The organism is Butyrivibrio sp. NC3005, from assembly GCF_000424545.1.
GTDB lineage: Bacteria > Bacillota > Clostridia > Lachnospirales > Lachnospiraceae > Butyrivibrio.
The window spans coordinates 38,833-58,860 of the sequence record NZ_AUKC01000012.1 but is presented as its reverse complement, the minus strand read 5'-3'; the positions used below and the strand labels follow the sequence as shown (position 1 = coordinate 58,860).

Here is a 20,028-nt window from a genome sequence, read left to right as displayed (position 1 = left end):
ATATAGTCTCATAAAAGGCTCTTACATTTTAATAAACAACCTTCATATCCCGGAACTCTTATTAATTTATGCAGCTATTTTTTCATAGCGCTCGTTCATAAGAACACTCATCATGAACCTATATGGCTCTAAGTTATCCTCTTTTAACATTGAAAAAACTTGAGGGTTGCAGCCTGATACAAGCGCTACTCCCCTATCATTCACCTTAACAGGGTGTTGTGTATTACAGCTATTAACATTCCAGAAAACAATCTGCGGAAGTTTAAAGCCGTATTCTGCAAATCTTGCTTTAGCATTTTCAAAGTTTGTAGCATCAGAATCACGTGCGCAGCAGTCAAACTCCATATCAGAAATTATGTAGAGTTTCTCAGGCATATCAGATTGTGACAGTCTATTTGCTACAGCAGTATGCAATATCAGATTGAAAGTCTTTTCAATATTTGTATTGCTACACTCGTTAAATCCCATGCAGTATCGAACCTTATCCACTATATCTCTGCCCTTGATCTCAATAAGTCTTGGATTTGACGAGAATGTTATGAAGTGATTTCTAAAAGCACCAGTATTTTTCTGAGCAAAATAAATGCCAAGTGACTGGGCAACTGCCGCAGGGCATGGATCACTATTCCAGTACATAGAACCTGAACCGTCAACTACTACAAGTGAATTCTCTGAACCCGCATAGTTTTCAAGTGCATTCCATGTAGCATTCATAGCACGTCTCTCGCTCTCAGAAATTTCCTTTCTTCTTATAACAGGAGCGATTACATCATAAGGAGTTAGTGCTTTTGTGTGCATAATAGAAGGATTCTCCTGCGCTTTCTGCACAAAAGCTTCATACCTTTTCTGATCATTTCTTATGAAAGCCTTTCTATATTTATAAAGTGCCTTTGAAGGCTGCTTCTCATAGTCAAAAGAGTAATCTCTTTCTCTAAGATTATTCTCTATGATTCTTATCTGCTTTCTTAACCCCACGAGCGTTTTTCGATACTTTTCATCAGTCATATTCATGGCTCTTGCAATCTTTTTTGCATTTGAAACAGTTTCCTTACTACTTGCATTTATAGAAGGAAGCCACTTTGCAAGAAGTGATACGCCTTCTACATTCTCTTTATCTTGTCCTAAAGAGATGCTTTTAAGAATATCAATATCAGCTTTCAAAACCTTTTCTATGTATGCCATGACTTCTTTTTCTACAGGTGTATCAAAAAGAGCAAGAAGATCATCATATCTGCCATATTCAGCTACATGCTCAATATTTCTTCTGACAGACTCTGGCTCATTTGCTGCAAGATATTTAAGGATTACCTTAAACACTCGTCTCTCGCCAAGGCCGCCCCTTATATCTCTTGCAAAGAAAAGCATCTTCATTGCTAAATTGGCATCTTCAGCATATGCTCTTACAAATCTTGTTATGATATCTTCATCAGATGCATTTCTGAGTGCGCCTATTGTCGCAAAGAGATCGAGGCAGTCTGAATTAGTTGTTACATAAGTTACTGCGCTGTTTTCTGTATATGTTTTATTTGCTTCTTTTTTTAAAAAATTCAGCATCGGTATGACCTCCATAATTACCTTATGTCGCGAGCAAATGCATTAAAAAAAGTTATTTTCCAACGCATTTCAATTTCAAGGTGCCCGGGCATTTCGCCCGAATTCAATCGCGAATTTAATTGCTGTTTGCACCTTTAATCCAAGACACAGCTCCTAAAGGAGTGGACGGGATTTGAACCCGCAAGAAGGCCCATAAAGCCTTACCCTAACCAATCAGCCATAATAATTGCTGTGTGTGTCTTTCGCTTTGTTGTAACTTAATGATAGTGCTTTTATTTGGAGATAAAAAGATGCAGATTGACTTTATATTACAACCCCAATATAATATTAAATATCCATTATTTACGCTTTGATTTTAAAGATTAGCAACCCCAATTAAGAGGTACACCATGACAGAGAAATACAAAATCTATCTTTCAGAAGATACAAAATCAAGACTTATAAACGACGCAGAGCTCTTTGAGTTCACTAAGAAAGACGAGTCCGTGAATCTCAATGCTTTCCTGAAGACACTAATCGTCAACTACTTTGACCGCTATAGGAATGATAGTGAAATTCTTCTTTCAAGCATCAAAAAAGATTTATCCAGCATCACAGCAATAAGTGATAATGATGCCGCAAATCTTGCCGACAAAATCATAAGAACCTATATAAAAACTGCTTCCCAGCCAAATGGCAAAAACTTCGCCCTAACCTTGACTGTAAGCGGTGCCTCTTATGATATCCTGAAAATAATCGAAAACAATATGCTAAAAGACACTTCTTTATCACAATATCTCAAGGATATGTTTAATTCTTATCTATCCATACCAAGAAGCGAGAGAGAAACAATCATATTCAAAGAATCTTGCGAAGATATCCAGAGAGCGATAAATGAACACCGGATTCTTTCTTTTACTAATACAACCTCTGGTATTGAAAAGTCGTATCTTGTAGAGCCATATGTCATCGCTCCTTCCAAGGAAGAACAATGTAACTATCTGATATGCAATGATATTAATTCCGATAAGCCACGAACTTTTAGAATTTCCAGACTCAGAAGTGTCTTCGTGACTTCTGATTTTTTTGAAATAGATAAAGAATTACAAAAAGAGCTCCAGGAAAAAGCTATCCGAAGCCCTCATTCTGTATCAATAACAGTAAATGCAGTTGTCCGCTTGAACAAATATGGAATCAAAAAATTCAAAGCTATTACCAAAAACAGGCCTATTGTCTCGAAGATTGAAGGAAATCTCTACTACTTCGACTGGCCAGAACTTCAGCTTGAAGAATACTTCAAACGATTTGGTAAAGATGCTGTCGTAATCAAACCGGCTTCTTTGAAAGCCAAAATCAAAAAATTCTACTACTGCGGCCTGCGAGAATATAACAAATAAGTTACATTTTACCAAAGATTGATATTCTTGTTTCTGGAAGTCTTTGCGAAAATATAGTGAATAAATCACAAATCGCCAAAAGATAAAAATACTCTATCTGCAATAAAAAAGATGTCTATCTTTCAGGTATTACTTTGATATATACCTTAGAAGTAGACATCTTTTTTTATAAGGCTTTGCCCTGGAGTAGTTTGCAACTTGTGTCATATTCTCATGAAACTCGCAATAAATACGAGTTTTGAATAAAAGTAATACAAAGTCATGAAATATCAGACTAAGTGATTAAGCAGCCATGTCTCTTTTATCTTTTTTACAAAAGAAAAATCTGATAATCGAAACCAAATCATAAATTGCCAAAGCAACAATCAGTACACAAAAAACAGCTAAAAACCAACTAACAACATCCATAAGCTTAAGTATACCAAGCAGAATGATTGCAAAAGTAATAAAGCCTCCAAACATTGACTCAGCAAAAGCCATAAGACTAAAGTAAATATAGTCCCCTATCAAATGCGTGTAAATTGCTACAATGATTCTAAAACAAAGATAAACAAAGCAAAACGATAAAACTGCAATTAGTGGTAATGCTGCTACAGTAAGTGCTGTTTCCCAGAATCCTGATGCTTTTTTAAACATTTTTGGAGTCTGATCTTTGAAAAAAGACTCCATACATAGCACGGTAAATGCCAATGAGAACACAAATGTTAACGCTTTTATTATCATGTGCCCTTTACTTCTGTTCATAATTCCCCAACCTCTCTTTACAAATATTACGCCAACAGAAATAAATTTTAACACATAACATCAATTCATTCAAGATACCTCATTTATAGCTTTTTTCAAATATTATTATGGTTTTTCTGCTTCAAAAACATAAACATTCCATGATAACGGTTCTATATTGATTTTCAGTTCACCATTATCAAAAGTATATACTGTTTCTGATTCCGGGCTAATAAGTGTATCATTTCCAAATGAGTTTTTTAAGTTTAAATCATCTGTTTTCATCTTGAATGCACTTACAACCTTATAATCTTCGAAGCCTTTAACATCAATCGTAAGAGGATACGAAGATTCTTCATTTCTATTAATTGCAAAAACTGTAAGACGATTATTGTCTTTATCCCATGCGCTGGCAGCATCGATGAAGTTTACACCTTCTTTCCCTGTATACTGAGATGTATCTTCAATTGCATACCCTGGCATATCATATGTTTCACTACTAACTTTAGTAGTAAGCGATAGTCCCTTTGCATATTTTAAAAGATGCATGAATATATAATGAGATGCAGAATTCCACACATGATCATGATTTGCTGCAGCCAAAGCATATAGACCGCCTGTCATACATCCGATCTTCACTCTATCAGCATGCCTTAAAAGAGCAAGCTGAATAGATGCCATAGACAGAGCCTGAAGCATATCTCCTCCAGGAAATTCTCGTTCATTCATATTGTCAGGATCATGAAGAATATAGCGCCTTTCAGGATCAAAATGATAGTGGCTTCTTGCCATATTATATCTTCCATATCCTGGATGAAGTGGCTGAAGCGGGCGAACCATTGCTCCATATTCATCAAAAGAAAGCATAACTTTTTTGGGAGATCTATGTTTTGATGCAACATAATCAATCATTGCAACTTCTGTATTAATAAAATCTTCATAATAAAGAGATCCTCCAAGAAGAGACTTAATATCTCCTTGCGGAGCACTGTGATAATGATGAACAGATACGTAGTCAACTACGTCATAGCACTTGTCAAGAACAGCTTCATCCCAAGCCGGAAATCCTTCCATGAATGGAGCAGATGATCCGCATACACCTGTTTTTATTGATTCATCAATCCACTTTATAGCCTTGGATGTTTCGAGCACTTTACAGCCATAAGCCTCAGGATTTTTGTCCCATGCTCCAAGCTGCCAAGGACCATCCATTTCATTTCCAAGATACCAGGTTTTTACATTATAGGGAGCTTCATGACCGTTCTTTTTTCTAAGATCAGACCAATATGTACCACCTTCATGGTTGGTATATTCAACAAGATCCATAGCATCCTGAATAGACCCTGTCCCCATATTTACAGTATACAAAGGCTTCGTTCCAACTTTTTCTGCCCATTGAAGATACTCGTCATGACCAACCTCGTTAGTTATGTATTGATGCCATGCTGGATCAAGATGAACCTTTCTTTCAGATTTTGGCCCAATTGAATCTTTCCACTGCCATGCAGATACAAAATTCCCCCCTGGCATTCTAACTGCTGGTAAATCAGTCTTTTTCAAAGCATCGATAAAATCAGTTCTAAATCCCTGATCATCTGCCGTTGGATGTTTTGGATTGAACATTGTACCATTTACCATGGTACCAATTGGCTCTAGAAAAGCCGAGAAAAGTTCGTTTGAAATCTCCCCAATTTCAAACGATGGATGTACTGTGATTTTTGCTTCTTGTCCCATTGAAATACCTCTTCTTTCATTGTTTTTTAACCCTCAATTTCAATAGTACAAGTAAATACTAAATTAATCAATATATAGCAAAAATTGTAACATAACAGATAAAGTTATAAGCAAAATAGGCTCCTGCTTTCATGAAAAAACAAGAACCTACTATCAAAACTCATATGTAATACATATAACTAAAATAACAGAAACAAGAATTCCTAGCCTCTTTAGTTTTTCTTAAGACTCTTCTCATCCTCTTCTATAAGCTTTAATGCCTCTTCATAAAGCTCACTAGAATACTTGCTTAAAATCTTATCCTTTGGTACACCAAAAGAAATCATATTAGTTATTGCCTCTATGTGTATTCTTTCAACATCTTTTCTGGCTTTTTCTTTATCTTTTTTAACCTTTTCCTCTACCTCTTTTCTTGCCTTCTCTGCAGCTTCTCTTGCTATTCTCTTTGCTTCATATTCTAAAATCTGTCCACGCATAATCTCACCAATTCCTTTCTGGACATTATCAAAATTAAATTCTAATGCCTCTGCTACTTTATCACACATAGCTTTTATAGAACATTTCTCAAATTCTGTAATCAGGCCTTTATCAACATATCCTTCAAGTCTTTGCCATAGTTCTGTGTAAAAATCTTTCATGGCTTCAATCTTGTCAGTTGAAGCATCCAACTCTTTAAGATTGTACCTAAAGAAATAAAATGGAATTAAAAACCATAATCCCTCAGATAAAATCTTTTTCTGTATCTTTATATAATAACTATAACATTACAGATAACGTTATAAGTAAGAAAAATAGGTTCCTGCTTTCATTGAAAAACAAGAACCTACTATCAAAACTCATATGTAATACATATAGCTAAAATAACAGAAACAAGAAGCCATGACTTCTTGCTGAGATTTAGAATAATCATCAGCAAGAATATTGCTTTACAGGACAAAATTTCTCTTAACGACAAATTTTGGTCTAGTATGGTTTTTGATTTTCCTGATGAAAACAAAAACCTATAACTTCTTTAGTTCTCCTTAAGGCTCTTCTCATCCTCTTCTATAAGCTTTAATGCTTCTTCATAAAGCTCACTAGAATACTTGCTTAAAATCTTATCCTTTGGTACACCAAAAGAAATCATATTCTTTATAGCCAAAAGATTTGCTTTGTTTGCTCCTTTTTTTTCTGCTTTGACCGCAGCTTCTCTTGCTATTCTCTTTGCTTCATATTCTAAAATCTGTCCACGCATAATCTCACCAATTCCTTTCTGGACATTATCAAAATTCAATGCCAATGCCTCTGCTACTTTATCACACATCGCTTTAATAGAGCATTTCTCGAATTCTGTGATTTTTCCTTTATCAACGTATCCTTCAAGTCTTTGCCATAGTTCTGTGTAAAAATCTTTCATGGCTTCAATCTTGTCAGTTGAAGCATCCAACTCTTTAAGGTTATATCTAAAGAAATAAAATGGAATTAAAAACCATAGTCCCTCAGATAGAATCTGCTCCATCGTATAATCTTTAACTTTGACTACTGGAATAGTATACGACAAGCACTCTCCGTTTGGCGCTTTAACAAGTATCTTATGCTTTTTTGTATTATTTGTAGATCGAAGGTACAAAATTCCTGTTCTAGGAAGTTCAAAAACAGTAGTATCTCCATTCGTTGTAGCTGTTGAAATTGCTATTTGTGTTGCATACTCAAAAACTCTTATAATTATAGAGCCATCACTATTGCTCTGACATTCTATATTATATCGTTTGTTTATATTGCTTCCGATACTGAAATTTGAATCTGTTATCCTTTTACTATCATCACCCTCAGTAATAAATGATTCATTCTGAAACAGAGTAACTGTTTCATCCATATGATAATCAGTGTCAAACATCAGATTTACAAGCGGAATAATAAGCCTGCTGCAATCTGTAAGTAGCGTCCTAAACGCATCATCATATGGTGTGTTGCTATTTCCCATAAAAACCTCTTTCTTTATATCTTTATATAATAATTATAACACGACAGATGACGTTATAAGCAAGAAAAATAGGCTCTTGCTTTCATCAAAAAAACAAGAACCTACTCATATATAGTTTTTTGTAAGAATCTCTCTACATTAAACTACTATTTAATTCTCCTTAAGTTCATACGATTGATTTTCAATATTTCGTACAGCTTTTTCATACAAATCTTTTGGATATTTTTCCAAAATTTTTTCCTTAGGTACACCAAAAGAAATCATATTAGTTATTGCCACTATGTTCATTCTTTCAGCATCTTTTCTTGCTTTTTCTATATCTTTTTTAGCCTTTTCTTCTGCCTCTTTTCTTGCTTTAATAGATGCCTCTTTTATATCTTTTCTGGCTTTTTCCTCTGCTTCTTTTTTGGCTTCTATTCTTGCCTTTTCTGCCGCTTCTCTTGCTATTCTCTTTGCTTCATATTCTAAAATCTGTCCACCCATAATCTCACCAATTCCTTTCTGGACATTATCAAAATTAAATGCTAATGCCTCTACTACTTTATCGCACATAGCTTTTTATAGAACATTTCTCAAATTCTGTAATCAGGCCTTTATCAACATATTCTTCAAGTCTTTGCCATAGTTCTGTGTAAAAATCTTTCATGGCTTCAATCTTGTCAGTTGAAGCATCCAACTCTTTAAGATTGTACCTAAAGAAATAAAATGGAATTAAAAACCATAGTCCCTCAGATAAAATCTGCTCATGTATCTTTATATAATAACTATAACATGACAGATAACGTTATAAGCAAGAAAAATAGACTCCTGCCTTCATTTAGAAAACAAGAGCCTATCACTTAAACTTTTTATAATCATTTTCCAAAATAAGAACTTTCCCTGACAGAAGATTTCTCAACCTTCCGCGCACTTTTCATTACCGCTCTTACAAGCTTCACCAAAATAAAAGACAATACCACTACACTTATCCACATCAAAAGGCACTCTAAAGAAAGTATCACTCCCCCACTACCTTCCTGCGCTCCAAATGCCTTGAACACAAACCTTGACAATACCATCTGCACAGCACCAGCTATAAAGAACACACCGATAACACACTTATTAGCTTCTCTAACAAAACTCCCAATTACAGGAAACATATCCTCCACCTTAAACCTCAACAGCAAATCAAAGCCAAACAGTGCCATTAAAGACACCCCGAAAAATGTAGGCTTAATCAGATATCCCACACCCCTTGCATCAAAGAAAATCTGAGACCACACCGTCATCACAAAAGAAATAATAAAAAATGCAACCTCTTTGCTTCCCTTGAACACCCTCTGCATATACCTTGAGAGGAGAAATCCCAGACAAAAGAAAAAGAAATAACAAAACGTTCCAAGAGATTGCGGAAAACTCTTATCTCCCCCATTTGCCTGCCCGTAATAATCAAGCCCCGGGAAAAGAAAAATAAACACCCAGCCAATAATCATAAGAAATCTCAACATGCTAGTTTTAAACCACTGTAATACAAGTGCCACATAAGGCGTAAGTAGCATAAACAGCAGTATAAATCTCATTATCCACAAATTACCAACATCAATGTACTTAATAAGCAGCGCTTCCCTTATCCAAACACTGAGATTAAATCCTCGTCCATTCCATACATATAGAAAAAACTGATAAAAAATCGCCCAAATTTCCCACACTATTGCAACCGGCAAAAACACCTTACGATAATAAGAAACACGCTTTGTGCGAGTACTAAAATCATCATTAAGTAAATTAAACCCAAGTAACATCAACATCATAGGTATCGACACTCTTCCAAGTGCCAAAAATCCATACCCAAATACCTTAACTAAAAGAGAACTCTCCGTTACAGACGCTACATCCTCCGGCACACTATCCCAGCCGATTACAAACACATAACCACAAACAGGCAAAAGAGTCATAAGCATTATAATAACTACCGAAATAAGGTATCTACCCTGGATTCCTCCGCCCTTCCACTTAGAAGAAAAAGCTTCCTGCTTCTTGCGCTTATCTTGTAGCATCTTATCTCTTTGAGCCTTCTTTATCTTACGAATTTTCTCTTTATTTAGTTTCTTATGATTACTATCAGTAATCCCTGCATTATCATCTGATATGCTTCCTGACACCTTCACATCACATATGCTTCTCTCAAGCTCTTGCCTTTTCCTCTCAGACTCTTCCAGCTCATCTCTTTCTTCCCTGCGTCTAGTCATAGCCTCTTCATAGTGCTCGCACACTGAGGCTGTATCTCCATCTTCCCTTATCTGCCCATTCTCAATCCAAATACACCTGTCAGCTATCTCCTGTATCTGATTCATAGAATGAGATACCAACACAACAGTTACTCCAGAAGCACGCAGTTCATCAAGTTTCCTGATACATTTCTCCTGAAAAGCCTGATCACCAACAGCTAAAATCTCATCAATCAGCAAAATATCTGCATCCACATTTATAGCAACAGAAAAAGCAAGACGCATATACATACCAGATGAATACGTCCTGATCGGATTGTCTATATACTCCTCAAGCTCAGAGAACCTAATAATCTCATCAATTCTCTTATCCACCTCTTCCTTCTTGATACCAAGAATCGATGCATTGATATAGATATTCTCCCTGCCGCTCATATCCGGATGGAAACCAGCACCAAGCTCAATAAGACTAGACACCTTGCCATTGACTGTAACAGATCCCTTATTAGGATAAAGAATCTTCGTCAGCATCTTAAGCGTAGTAGACTTACCACACCCATTCTGCCCTATAAGAGCCAGAGTCTCACCCCGATACACCTTAAAAGAAATCCCTCTAAGAATCTCCCTTTCCTCGTACCTGGACCTTCCAGGATTAACAAACTGCTCCTTAAGCATACTTCCTTTATCAAAATACACTCGGAAGTTCTTGTATACATCCTTAACTTCTATAATCGCATCTCTCGTCATATTTTCAGATATATCCCCTCATGTAATTAGCAGATATTCACAACTCCTCTGCAAACCTCTTCTCGAGCACCTTGAACACTACACTTCCAATCGCCATAACACCAGCTGCAAAAAGAGCCGCCTTCCCCAGATACATTACATCCGGAACCCTCTTGTAATATAAAATCTGCTGATACATACCAATAATGTATAGCATAGGATTACAGTAGAACACTGGCAGGAATTTCTCCGGAATAACCTCGATACTATAGAACATAGGCGTTAAATACATCCAGATCATCATAAGCACCGACACAATATGCTCAATATCTCTAAAGTACACCTCTATAGCCGACAGCATCAGCGCAAGTCCAAGAGAAAAGAAATACTCACATGCCATCACCAGAATAAGCCACCCCTGAACTCTAATGTTAATCCCCCATCCTGACACAAGAAGAATACTGTAAATAATAGCGAAAGATATAAGTAAATTCACAAAGTTAACAGTCAGGGATACTATAGGCAAAATCTGCCTTGGAAAATACACCTTCTTGACCAAATCTCCCTGATACCTAATACTTCCAAGTCCCTGAATAACTCCACCTGTAAAGAAATTAAAAGGAAACATACTCACAATAAGATACAGGTGAAATGCCTCTATTCCGCTTCTAAATATCTGCGAAAATACAAATGCATACACCAAAATCTGCATCAAAGGATTAATATAAGTCCACAAAAATCCAAGCACAGAGCCCTTGTACTTGCCGCGAAGTTCTCTGTGCGTTAATTCAAATATCATATCTCTGAATTGCCAGATGTTCTTGATATCGGTAAACATTGTGCCTCCAATAATCCATTACTACTAACAAACAATTCCTCTCTCTATTCTTTTTTGTAGATGTTTAACAAAAAACCAGTAAATTAGGCATTTGTTAAACCGACTACGAGTTACATACTGAAACTTCGCAGTTACAAAATTGCGGTTGAACCTTGATAATTCAATAAAAATTGGCAATTAAGTACTAATCATGCTGCCTGAAGATGGCGTTGCATGGATGGTGTAAGCGCAGATACAAATTTGTCTATCACTGAAGATATTTTTTCTTCATCGAGATCAAATTCCTCAATCATTATGTTTGAGAAAGCCTCTATCTGCCAGCGTTTTGAGTAAATACGAATGATTTCTTCTTCATCTATGTTTATGTTTGTTGATATTAGGCAAAGATAATCTTTCTGATTGGAACGATTCCTGACATATACAACTTTAGCAGGAATATCAGTGCCATCTTTCTCAACACCTACAACAACAGAAAGCAGATACTTTGACCTGCCACGACGCTTACAGTTCATTTTGTATATTTCTTTGAGGGAGTTCTTCTGCCCTTCATAATTGAAAGTCATTTTTTCAGAAACGCTTTATCATGGCAATAACTTCATAGCCAAGTTTCTGTACAGCGATGAGTGTTTTGGTTGAAGCAAACCCGCTGTCAAAAAGTACATAGTCAGCGGGAATCATTGCTTTTTTGGCTTCTTTGATAAGTTCGATCATAGCATCTGTTCCCTTCATGAGGACAAGCCTTCTACGTTTGTAACCATTGTTTCTGTGATCAATAGGCTTGCTTCCATTGACCTGGCATTTGCTTAATGATGAAAGTAATATGTGGTTAACCGGAAGAAATGTATTTCCATCAGTCCACCCAAGAGTAAGCATTCTGAATCCATAAATGTACACATTTTTAGCATGATCATATATTTTTGCAAGCATTTCTACCTTTTTGGAGCAACTCCTTGAATAAGTGGAGTCATCAATGATAAGCGCATTACTCTGTTTTCAGATGTATCAAGAGTAATAGATTCCTTACAGATGTTGGCAGCAAGTAGTGTTGTGAAGCGAATCCAGTTTATGCTGATGCTGTTCATAAAACGATAGTATGTATCCTTGTCAAAAGCTAATTCGCTATTTCTAAGAACCATGTCCATATACATAGACTTGTTTCTAAAAACCAAAGCAAAGGCATAACTCATAATTCGGAGCGGGTTGACGCCTTTCGACTTCTTTGCATTGGATGCTTTGAGAACAACTGACAAATGAAAACGTTCAAAAAAGTATCTGATAGAATCAGGTTATATCTCTCCTGTCAGAATCTCATAACAGCACAAATAAAATTAAATTTTATCAAAACTATCAAACCACTCATCAAAAGCCTTTACTTTTTCCTTCCAGTCCCAAGATTTAATCTGTATAAGGTTTTCTTTTGACAGTTCTATAAAATCTTTTTTATCTGCTAACAACTCTTTAATCTTGTCTGCAAGACAAGAAAAACTACGATTTGATAATATAAATTGTTTCTGAAGTGGTCCAAATACATCTGGCACAATACCTACATCAGTCGAAATAACTGGTACACCACATGCCATTGCTTCCAACACCGGATTTGGTGTTCCTTCGCATGATGAAGCACATATATAACAATCAATTCGACTATAAAAATCCACCATATCATCATGTGCAATAAGCTGATTCTGCCTATCTGAAGTTAATAACTCTACCATATATCCTTGATTCTGAAGTAGTTCTATAGCAGGTTTGATTATAGAAGAAATACCCTTTATATCGCCAGCTACCCATTTACTATTACCTACCCAGCCAAATACAATTTTTCTATTATTCATATGCTCAAATCTTTCCAAATTCTTAGGATAAAATTTTGATAGATTTACTCCATCTGGAATTACTGCTGATGGCTTTATTCTAATATCTGGCATTTCATTATAGATTTTCCAAATCTTCTTAGATGAAACAGCATAATCTGTTAATAATGTGTTTTCATTAAAGAATAAATTATCTGTTATATGCTTTTCTTCTCCATCTAAACATAAATGATCATATACTTCTGTAGAAATCACTTTACCATCAATAAACTCTTTATGAAATTCAGCCTCGGTATATCCAAGATTTTTAATTCTATTTTGTGGGTAATCCTCCCAATAACTAGACAAATGCCCCCTCCACATAAAATGAATAATTTGATAATCTCTAGCAAGAATAAAAACATCTGCAACATTATCTATATCTGTGCCATATATCCTACCAAAGGTATATTTATCAGACAAATTAGCTATTATCTCATCTGCCACATGATCAAGAGCCCAACTATCTCTGTCTATAACTAACATTACTTTCTTCTTGGTTTTGGCAAGTATTACATCATCTTTGGTCTCTTCTATCCCCGTCTCATTTCTTCTTTCATCTATCCATTGAGCCACGGCATTATCCCATACTGTAAAACCCGTTTTATTTTCAAAATATGTGGCTGCTTCATACAGTTTTTTCCTAGAAAAACGTTCTTTCTCATAATCTATATCTACATTTTTTTCTGCCTTAGGGTGATCATGATATAAACAAACCATTCCACAACAGCCAACTTTATATCCCTTTTGAAAAACTCTTAATGAAAATTCTGTATCTTCGAAGCCAACAAACATCCCTTCATCAAAACCACCAACTTCAAAAAAAGCTTGCTTATTTACTACTGCTGTACCTGGTACTGCAGTACATAGAAACGGCTCTTCTTCGGTATCCATTTCTAAATCTTTAGCAAGAAGGGCCGTGCCTAATCCCACGGCACATCGACTATTTTTATCTTCAACATAGATATTTGCCCCGAATAAACCACCATTGTTATCATTTTTATCTTTTAATGGCATTACTAGAAACTTAACTCCAAGAAAATTAATATCTTTCTGGATTTTTTTTAGTGGATTACTTGTAAAATAGATGTCATTGTCTAAACTAAGTATCCAGTCTGTCTGCACTTCTTTGAATAATCTGTTTCTGCCTCCCGCTACTCCATAGTTTTTTCCAAACTCAATAATTCTGCAAGAAAAAGGCATATCCGCAATAGCTTTTTTCACTTGATTTAGTTCAGACTTATCTGAGCCATTATCGCCAATAAGAAATTCTCCTCTAAAATCCGTCACTTTCTCCTTAATGGAATTCATTAGTCTGATAGTTAAATATGATCGATTCATCGAAAGAACAGCAATCGTAAGATTACATCCGCCCTTACCTATATTATCAAATGAAACTCTATCTCTAATATTTTCAACTCCGATAAAACTGTGAAAATCACTCGTATAATATGGAAGTTCCTTTACCAACCAGCCTTTCTGAAGCTTATCTCTATTCATAATGAATCACTCACTTTTTATAACATCATATAGTCTACGAATTGGTTGCATTATTTTATAACTATGGCTATTTTTGTATCTTTCATACTCTTTCGATACATCCTCTAGCTCTAACTGACGTTTTTCGAAAAGATCTATTCTACTCCACAAACGTTGTTTCTCAAAATCAGCTAATTCCAACAAATTCTCTGTTCTTGTTGTCTTTAGCTTTTCTGCGTTTAATTTTTTCAATAATTGGTACTTTTCCTTTTTTAATTCATCATTGCATTTTTTTAATTCATCATTGCGTTTTTTTAATTCGTCATTGCGTTTTTTTAATTCGTCATTGCGTTTTTTTAATTCGTCATTGCATTTTTTTAATTCGTCATTGCATTTTTTTAATTCTTGTATCTCTTGATTCGCCTTGTTGTCCATTTTTTTAGGAGAATACGCATTTTCCTCTTGCTTCAAGACCTCATTACAAGCTGAAAGTTTCTCATAATACTCACTTTTCCATTCATTTATATCTGCAAAAATAGGATCCTCTGGATTAATAAATACTTCTCTTGGAAAAAACACGACAGGAAGCGGCATATATACATCAGCATTCCAAACACCAACATAATAATTTGTATTCCAATTGTTTAAATATCTATCTGCCTTAACTCTATAGCATTCTTTGCTTTCTATAAAATTAAGGATATCTAACATTTTCAATTCATCTATATCCTTCATTTCAGGATGAGTGCACTCACTTTCATCTAAACTCATAAAACCATTTAGCCCATACCCATATGACCAATGAACATTCTCTCCCAATACTTCAATGGTAATTTTCTTGAAATCATAAGCAGTATATTTTCTTTTATGAAAAGGATTATCACATTCACTATCTTTGTAATAATATGGATCATTAGGACATGAAATTATGATAACCGCATCTTTTTTTGCTACTCTTTTTATTTCCTTTAAATAGGCTATATCATCATCTACATGTTCGATAGTTTCGAATGACACAACGAGATCAAAACTATCATCTTCAAAAGGCAACTTGCATGCATCTGCAATAATATATTCAACATTATTTTGCTTAAAATATTTCTTTGCCATTTTTATAGCTTCTTCAGAACAATCTACACCAATAACTTTTGCAGCTCCCCAATTTTTTATCAAGGCACTCCCATATCCCTCTCCGCAAGCAACATCTAACACCTTTTTATCCTTACAATAGTTTTTTGCATTTAAGTATCTACACAAATGTATAGAAGCCTCTATAGAACTATATTTTGTTGACTTATCGAAATCTAATCTTTCCATTCTCACCTCTTCAAATAATTTACATTAATACGCTAATTCTCGTTTTATCTCATTAACAGTATGTTTTATGCCATATAGTCTTAAACATCTAATAGTCTTTATTAATGGGTTTTGTTTTCTTTTTCGCTCTTCATTTTTTCTGTTGTATTCATTTTCCTTCTCTTTATTACTTGCATAACTGCTCATTCTATAAAGCATCGTCTCGTAGTATGGCGTTCTTTTTGCATACTTCCAATACTCATCTGCAAAATCCGCTTCTGGGAAAAGCCATGGTTTCTCTGGACCTGCATAATGTATAATCTTCGGATGTTTTCTAGCTTCCACATACATGTCATAAAGCCATCTTGGTGCAAGTCTTATTATTTCTTTTAATCTTATACTTGCGTAATCATACATAACATTCCATGACATATCTAGAAATTTCACTTTACCTTCACACAATACATTTAATATGTCTTGGTCAAGCAGTTGCCACTTCTGTGATGCTGAGAAATCAAGGATTTCTTTGGTAGTAAATGTCTTTCTAAAATGTTCTAGATTCATGACTAGTGTACCAGCCTGAAAATACTGGTATGGATCCTTCATTTTCATTTTTGAATCCATATACTCTTTTTTGTCCGTTTGGAAACCGTTATAAAGACCCGCTGTATCAGCATCATGAACTGCTGCTAGCAGATACCCTTCAACATTCGTGTCATAAAGTTCTGCAATATCTGCTTTAACTATCATGTCAACATCTATATATACTAGTTTTTTTACTGTATTGAACAATTCAGGAAGAACCAATCTGTAATAAGTCTCTACACTAAAATGACCTCTTGTGTATAAATCGTAACCATCAAGAAGATACCATGGATCAATGTAGTCTAATGCTATATTTTCTTTATTTTTTACAGTTTCTTCTATTTTTATCTTATTATCTTTTGACATATCATGTGTCAAAATAAATATCTTGTAGTTTCTATCAATATTTGTATAATCAGCAATAGATAGAAGTAAAGTACTAATATATGGAGCATAATAATCATTAGACGCAATAACTATTGGAACATCATTTTTTCCTATTTTAATATCTGGATGTTCTATTTCTTCAGCATTTTTAAATAATACTCTCTGAAGCTCTAATGTCTTATACTTATGACTTTTCTTTTTATTTTCATAGAATATTCCAAAAAGTCGCTCTCCCAGGTATCCACACAGCCGTTCTCCATCTATTGAATAATTTGAATAATCTCTTCTTTTTTCAAATTCATCCAGTAATGGGAATACCCATTCGCAATACTCTTGAAACAGTTCTTTTTTCATAATGAACATATTGCAGAAGTAGCCATATGGTATATCAAAAAAGTACCTATGTGCCTGTTTATAATACTGAGGAGTTTTCTCTTTTATTATTTCAAGAAGAAGGTCAATATCTTCGTGATGCTGATATTTAGCAGCTACATACTGCTTATAATTGTTCTTGAAGCTAAAACGCAGGTTCTTAAGTCTCACCGGAAAAGAAGTAATAATGTCATAGCTATTTATTATTTCTCTCATGTGTTCCTTAGTAAAATTTAGCTTCTTGATATTTTTATCAGAAAGGTACTCTTCTTCAACTTCTTCAAATCTACTAACTGGATACTTTTTATCAGAGAATGACAAAAATCGTCTATAGTGAAAAAATCCATAATAATCTGCATCATCATTTTTCCATGCCCAATACTGTGCTGTCATTTCTCCATAGCTACGATTTTTTCTTGAAATGTTATCGCCATCATCATCTCTTAGCATATTTTCAAAATGCTCAGAACTGTTAGCTGCGCCAACCTGTATCGGATAAAGGTAGTCACCACGGATAACCTTACACTTTTTGTGATATGCGATGTATATCTTGATGTTATCAGTCATAGTATTATCCTTTATGAATCTTTGAAGTTGAAGTTTTTTCTAATCATCAAATATAATTCTTAATAGAACAAACTCGATATAATCTTGTTTTTTAACCAAAACAAAAAACTATACCTTTTTGTCAGAAAAATCGTTCTAAAAAGTGTTTTTTAGAACAACATTTATGTAGTGAAATAGATTAAGATTTTAGATCAGCAAGAAAAATTGCACAAAAATGCACGATAGTATCATAATATCGGGCTTAATGACATACCTTGAAAACCATATAATTCAAGCATTCAAATATATTTGTACGATATTAAAGATATTTTGTATTGATAAAAAGTTTTTGCAAGAGTATAATAAATTTTAGATTCATAAAAAATTCCCATTTAAAAATGTTATTTATATCAACATTAATCATTAAAATTTTAAAAAACAAAAAGGTATAGGTTTTTGTTTTCATCAAGAAAATCAAAAACCGTACTAGACCAAAATTTATCGTCAAGAGTAATTTTGTCCTGCAAAGCAGGATGCTTGCTGATGATTATCCTATATCTCAGCAAGAAGTCACAGGTTTTTGTTTTCATCAAGAAAATCAAAAACCGTACCAGACCAAAATTTATCGTCAAGAGTAATTTTGTCCTGCGAAGCAGGATGCTTGCTTTCATTTATGATAATCACTTACACAAAAAGGTTCTTGCTTCCATTTAGAAAGTCAAGAACCTTTTTGAATACACACTTACTCTTTTCATCCACAATATTCTGTTAAAGTTTACTTATTATTTTTATTCACTTATATCACTCATCCTTACGCAAATGCACATCCAGCTGAGGATATGGAATCTGGATATTAGCTGAGTCAAGCGTAAGCTTTGCCTTTTCTGTTAATTCCCATCTTGCATTTAAGTAATTAACAGACTCGACATAACATCTTAATAGCAGTTTAATCGAGCTGTCTCCAAGGTTATCGACTACTACGCGGCATTCTTTATCCTTAAGGGTAAAGTCCATGTTCTCCATAGTCTTTTCTAGAACTCTTTTTGCAATCTTGATATCAGAGTCATAGGATATGTCTACGCTTACCTGCAGTAATCTTATTTTGTTTTTGGTCGAATTAGTAAGAGATGTGTTAGCCAAATCGCCATTTGGCAATATTATTATTCTATTATCTGCTGTTCGCAGTTTAGTTGTAAAAAGAGATATTTCCTGGACTGTACCCTCATGTCCTTTTGTATCTTCTATAATGTAATCACCTAGCCTAAATGGTTTAGTCAAAAGTATAAGTATTCCACCTGCAAGATTTGAAAGTGTTCCTTGAACGGCAAGGCCGATAGCCACACCTGCTGAACCAAGAATTGCAATAATACTCGAAGTATTGATTCCAAGCTGAGCTGCTACGATGAATACTAATAGCATTTTGAGTCCTGCTGTAAAAAGCAGACACAAAAAATGAATCATACTTTCATCTACTCTAGCTTTTTCCATTGATTTTCGAAAACCTTTTGCAACAAAATCAATTAATTTCCAGAAGATAAAAACAAATACAAGTGCTATAAATACATGAACTAGCCAATCAAATGCCATTTGAGGAAAATTTCTAAAAAACTGACTTAAAACTCCAGTATCAACTTTCTCTCCTGATAGATTGGATAAAGTCTGAGCAACCTGTTCTTCCACTATACTTACGCTCTCAGTAGTAGCTGCTGTAGAAGCATTAGATATCGTTGTAGTCGCTGTTGTAGCAGCATCTGACATAGATGTTGAAGCGACTGATGAAGCACTTGATATTGCTGTTGAGGCAGCTGATGAAGCACTTGATATTGCTGTTGAGGCAGCTGATGAAGCACTTGACATTGCTGTTGAGGCAGCTGATGAAGCACTTGACATTGCTGTTGATGTAGCGTTAGATACTGATGAGGCTGATGTTGATGCTAAAGAAATCGCACCAGAAAAAATCCGTAATACTCCCGTAATAAAAAATAAGTTATTTCCCATTTCCTCTCCCTAAAGTTGTAAAAAATATCAGAATTTAAAAATATAAGACCTTGATATTATAGATGATATAGGTGTCAAAAGTCAAAGTATATGCATGTTTACATGCATAATACTTTGATTTTATGACCCTAACAAATATGAGGAAGTAGCAATTTACTTTAGTAAATTAGCGAATTCCGAATATTTGTAGAAATGCGAGATTGACTTGTCAAGGAGCATTTCGTATATCATCAGAAACTCGCATTTACTGCGAGTTTCGTGAGAACAAAAGTCAAGCGGCAAACTGGTCCAAGGCGAAACCTTTTTAAATGGCCAGTTTGCGTGGTTTTTGTCACTTTATTCCAAAATCTTATACCTTTTTGTTATTTGAACTAATTAGATGAGTTCTGAT

16 protein-coding genes are annotated in these 20,028 nt (G+C 34.7%); 1 reads left to right on the top strand and 15 read right to left on the bottom strand.

The window, feature by feature from the left end; all coding sequences use genetic code 11:
• Positions 1-66 precede the first annotated feature (66 nt).
• Positions 67-1,554: a DUF2828 family protein gene (locus tag G634_RS0103925; RefSeq protein ID WP_026504191.1), complete on the bottom strand. Its 1,488-nt coding sequence runs from the start codon at positions 1,552-1,554 to the stop codon at positions 67-69.
• Positions 1,555-1,943: 389 nt separating this feature from the next.
• On the opposite strand from G634_RS0103925, the gene G634_RS0103920 reads away from it, so the two are divergent.
• The gene (locus G634_RS0103920) at positions 1,944-2,930 is read left to right on the top strand and encodes a WYL domain-containing protein (protein WP_026504190.1); all 987 of its coding nucleotides are present in this window, start codon (positions 1,944-1,946) and stop codon (positions 2,928-2,930) included.
• 282 nt (positions 2,931-3,212) lie between these two features.
• On the opposite strand, the gene G634_RS0103915 is transcribed toward G634_RS0103920, so the two are convergent.
• The 14 genes from G634_RS0103915 to G634_RS0103845 form a co-directional block, all read right to left on the bottom strand.
• Entirely contained in the window at positions 3,213-3,674 is a 462-nt protein-coding gene (locus G634_RS0103915) for a hypothetical protein (protein ID WP_026504189.1), read from the bottom strand.
• A gap of 105 nt (positions 3,675-3,779) precedes the next feature.
• Complete coding sequence (locus G634_RS0103910; RefSeq protein ID WP_026504188.1) at positions 3,780-5,387, bottom strand: alpha-L-arabinofuranosidase C-terminal domain-containing protein; 1,608 nt, start codon at positions 5,385-5,387, stop codon at positions 3,780-3,782.
• 212 nt (positions 5,388-5,599) lie between these two features.
• Positions 5,600-6,025, bottom strand: a complete 426-nt coding sequence (locus tag G634_RS0103905) for a hypothetical protein (RefSeq protein ID WP_155830502.1) — start codon at positions 6,023-6,025, stop codon at positions 5,600-5,602.
• A 374-nt stretch (positions 6,026-6,399) separates the two neighbouring features.
• Positions 6,400-7,350 carry a hypothetical protein gene (locus tag G634_RS17915; RefSeq protein ID WP_051233668.1) on the bottom strand — a complete coding sequence of 317 codons (951 nt, stop codon included), beginning with the start codon at positions 7,348-7,350 and terminating at the stop codon, positions 6,400-6,402.
• A 150-nt stretch (positions 7,351-7,500) separates the two neighbouring features.
• Positions 7,501-7,902 carry a hypothetical protein gene (locus tag G634_RS0103895; protein WP_026504186.1) on the bottom strand — a complete coding sequence of 134 codons (402 nt, stop codon included), beginning with the start codon at positions 7,900-7,902 and terminating at the stop codon, positions 7,501-7,503.
• A gap of 302 nt (positions 7,903-8,204) precedes the next feature.
• Positions 8,205-10,304, bottom strand: coding sequence for an ATP-binding cassette domain-containing protein (locus G634_RS21855; protein WP_081676462.1), 2,100 nt, complete (start codon positions 10,302-10,304; stop codon positions 8,205-8,207).
• A gap of 37 nt (positions 10,305-10,341) precedes the next feature.
• Positions 10,342-11,121, bottom strand: a complete 780-nt coding sequence (locus tag G634_RS0103880; RefSeq protein ID WP_026504185.1) for an ABC transporter permease — start codon at positions 11,119-11,121, stop codon at positions 10,342-10,344.
• Between the two features lie 188 nt (positions 11,122-11,309).
• Complete coding sequence (locus tag G634_RS20160) at positions 11,310-11,633, bottom strand: hypothetical protein (protein WP_026504184.1); 324 nt, start codon at positions 11,631-11,633, stop codon at positions 11,310-11,312.
• Positions 11,634-11,688: 55 nt separating this feature from the next.
• Positions 11,689-12,048 (bottom strand): transposase, encoded by a 360-nt coding sequence (locus tag G634_RS20155; protein ID WP_026504183.1) that lies wholly within the window; start codon positions 12,046-12,048, stop codon positions 11,689-11,691.
• A 2-nt stretch (positions 12,049-12,050) separates the two neighbouring features.
• Positions 12,051-12,290: a hypothetical protein gene (locus G634_RS20150; RefSeq protein ID WP_196805278.1), complete on the bottom strand. Its 240-nt coding sequence runs from the start codon at positions 12,288-12,290 to the stop codon at positions 12,051-12,053.
• Positions 12,291-12,449: 159 nt separating this feature from the next.
• Positions 12,450-14,474, bottom strand: a complete 2,025-nt coding sequence (locus G634_RS0103860; protein WP_035798812.1) for a glycosyltransferase — start codon at positions 14,472-14,474, stop codon at positions 12,450-12,452.
• A 6-nt stretch (positions 14,475-14,480) separates the two neighbouring features.
• Positions 14,481-15,770 carry a class I SAM-dependent methyltransferase gene (locus G634_RS20145; RefSeq protein WP_026504180.1) on the bottom strand — a complete coding sequence of 430 codons (1,290 nt, stop codon included), beginning with the start codon at positions 15,768-15,770 and terminating at the stop codon, positions 14,481-14,483.
• Positions 15,771-15,794: 24 nt separating this feature from the next.
• Positions 15,795-17,660 (bottom strand): DUF4422 domain-containing protein, encoded by a 1,866-nt coding sequence (locus G634_RS17895; protein ID WP_051233667.1) that lies wholly within the window; start codon positions 17,658-17,660, stop codon positions 15,795-15,797.
• A gap of 780 nt (positions 17,661-18,440) precedes the next feature.
• Positions 18,441-19,637, bottom strand: a complete 1,197-nt coding sequence (locus G634_RS0103845) for a mechanosensitive ion channel family protein (RefSeq protein WP_081676459.1) — start codon at positions 19,635-19,637, stop codon at positions 18,441-18,443.
• Between the last annotated feature and the right edge of the window lie 391 nt (positions 19,638-20,028).

Coding starts and splice junctions, on each gene's coding strand:
- G634_RS0103920 (WP_026504190.1), top strand. CDS start 1,944: ATGACAGAGAAATACAAAATCTATCTTTCAGAAGATACAAAATCAAGA.
- G634_RS0103860 (WP_035798812.1), bottom strand. CDS start 14,474: ATGAATAGAGATAAGCTTCAGAAAGGCTGGTTGGTAAAGGAACTTCCA.
- G634_RS0103905 (WP_155830502.1), bottom strand. CDS start 6,025: ATGAAAGATTTTTACACAGAACTATGGCAAAGACTTGAAGGATATGTT.
- G634_RS0103910 (WP_026504188.1), bottom strand. CDS start 5,387: ATGGGACAAGAAGCAAAAATCACAGTACATCCATCGTTTGAAATTGGG.
- G634_RS17895 (WP_051233667.1), bottom strand. CDS start 17,660: ATGACTGATAACATCAAGATATACATCGCATATCACAAAAAGTGTAAG.
- G634_RS0103925 (WP_026504191.1), bottom strand. CDS start 1,554: ATGCTGAATTTTTTAAAAAAAGAAGCAAATAAAACATATACAGAAAAC.
- G634_RS20160 (WP_026504184.1), bottom strand. CDS start 11,633: ATGAACTGTAAGCGTCGTGGCAGGTCAAAGTATCTGCTTTCTGTTGTT.
- G634_RS0103895 (WP_026504186.1), bottom strand. CDS start 7,902: ATGTGCGATAAAGTAGTAGAGGCATTAGCATTTAATTTTGATAATGTC.
- G634_RS17915 (WP_051233668.1), bottom strand. CDS start 7,350: ATGGGAAATAGCAACACACCATATGATGATGCGTTTAGGACGCTACTT.
- G634_RS0103845 (WP_081676459.1), bottom strand. CDS start 19,637: ATGGGAAATAACTTATTTTTTATTACGGGAGTATTACGGATTTTTTCT.
- G634_RS0103880 (WP_026504185.1), bottom strand. CDS start 11,121: ATGTTTACCGATATCAAGAACATCTGGCAATTCAGAGATATGATATTT.
- G634_RS0103915 (WP_026504189.1), bottom strand. CDS start 3,674: ATGAACAGAAGTAAAGGGCACATGATAATAAAAGCGTTAACATTTGTG.
- G634_RS21855 (WP_081676462.1), bottom strand. CDS start 10,304: ATGACGAGAGATGCGATTATAGAAGTTAAGGATGTATACAAGAACTTC.
- G634_RS20145 (WP_026504180.1), bottom strand. CDS start 15,770: ATGGAAAGATTAGATTTCGATAAGTCAACAAAATATAGTTCTATAGAG.
- G634_RS20155 (WP_026504183.1), bottom strand. CDS start 12,048: ATGCTTGCAAAAATATATGATCATGCTAAAAATGTGTACATTTATGGA.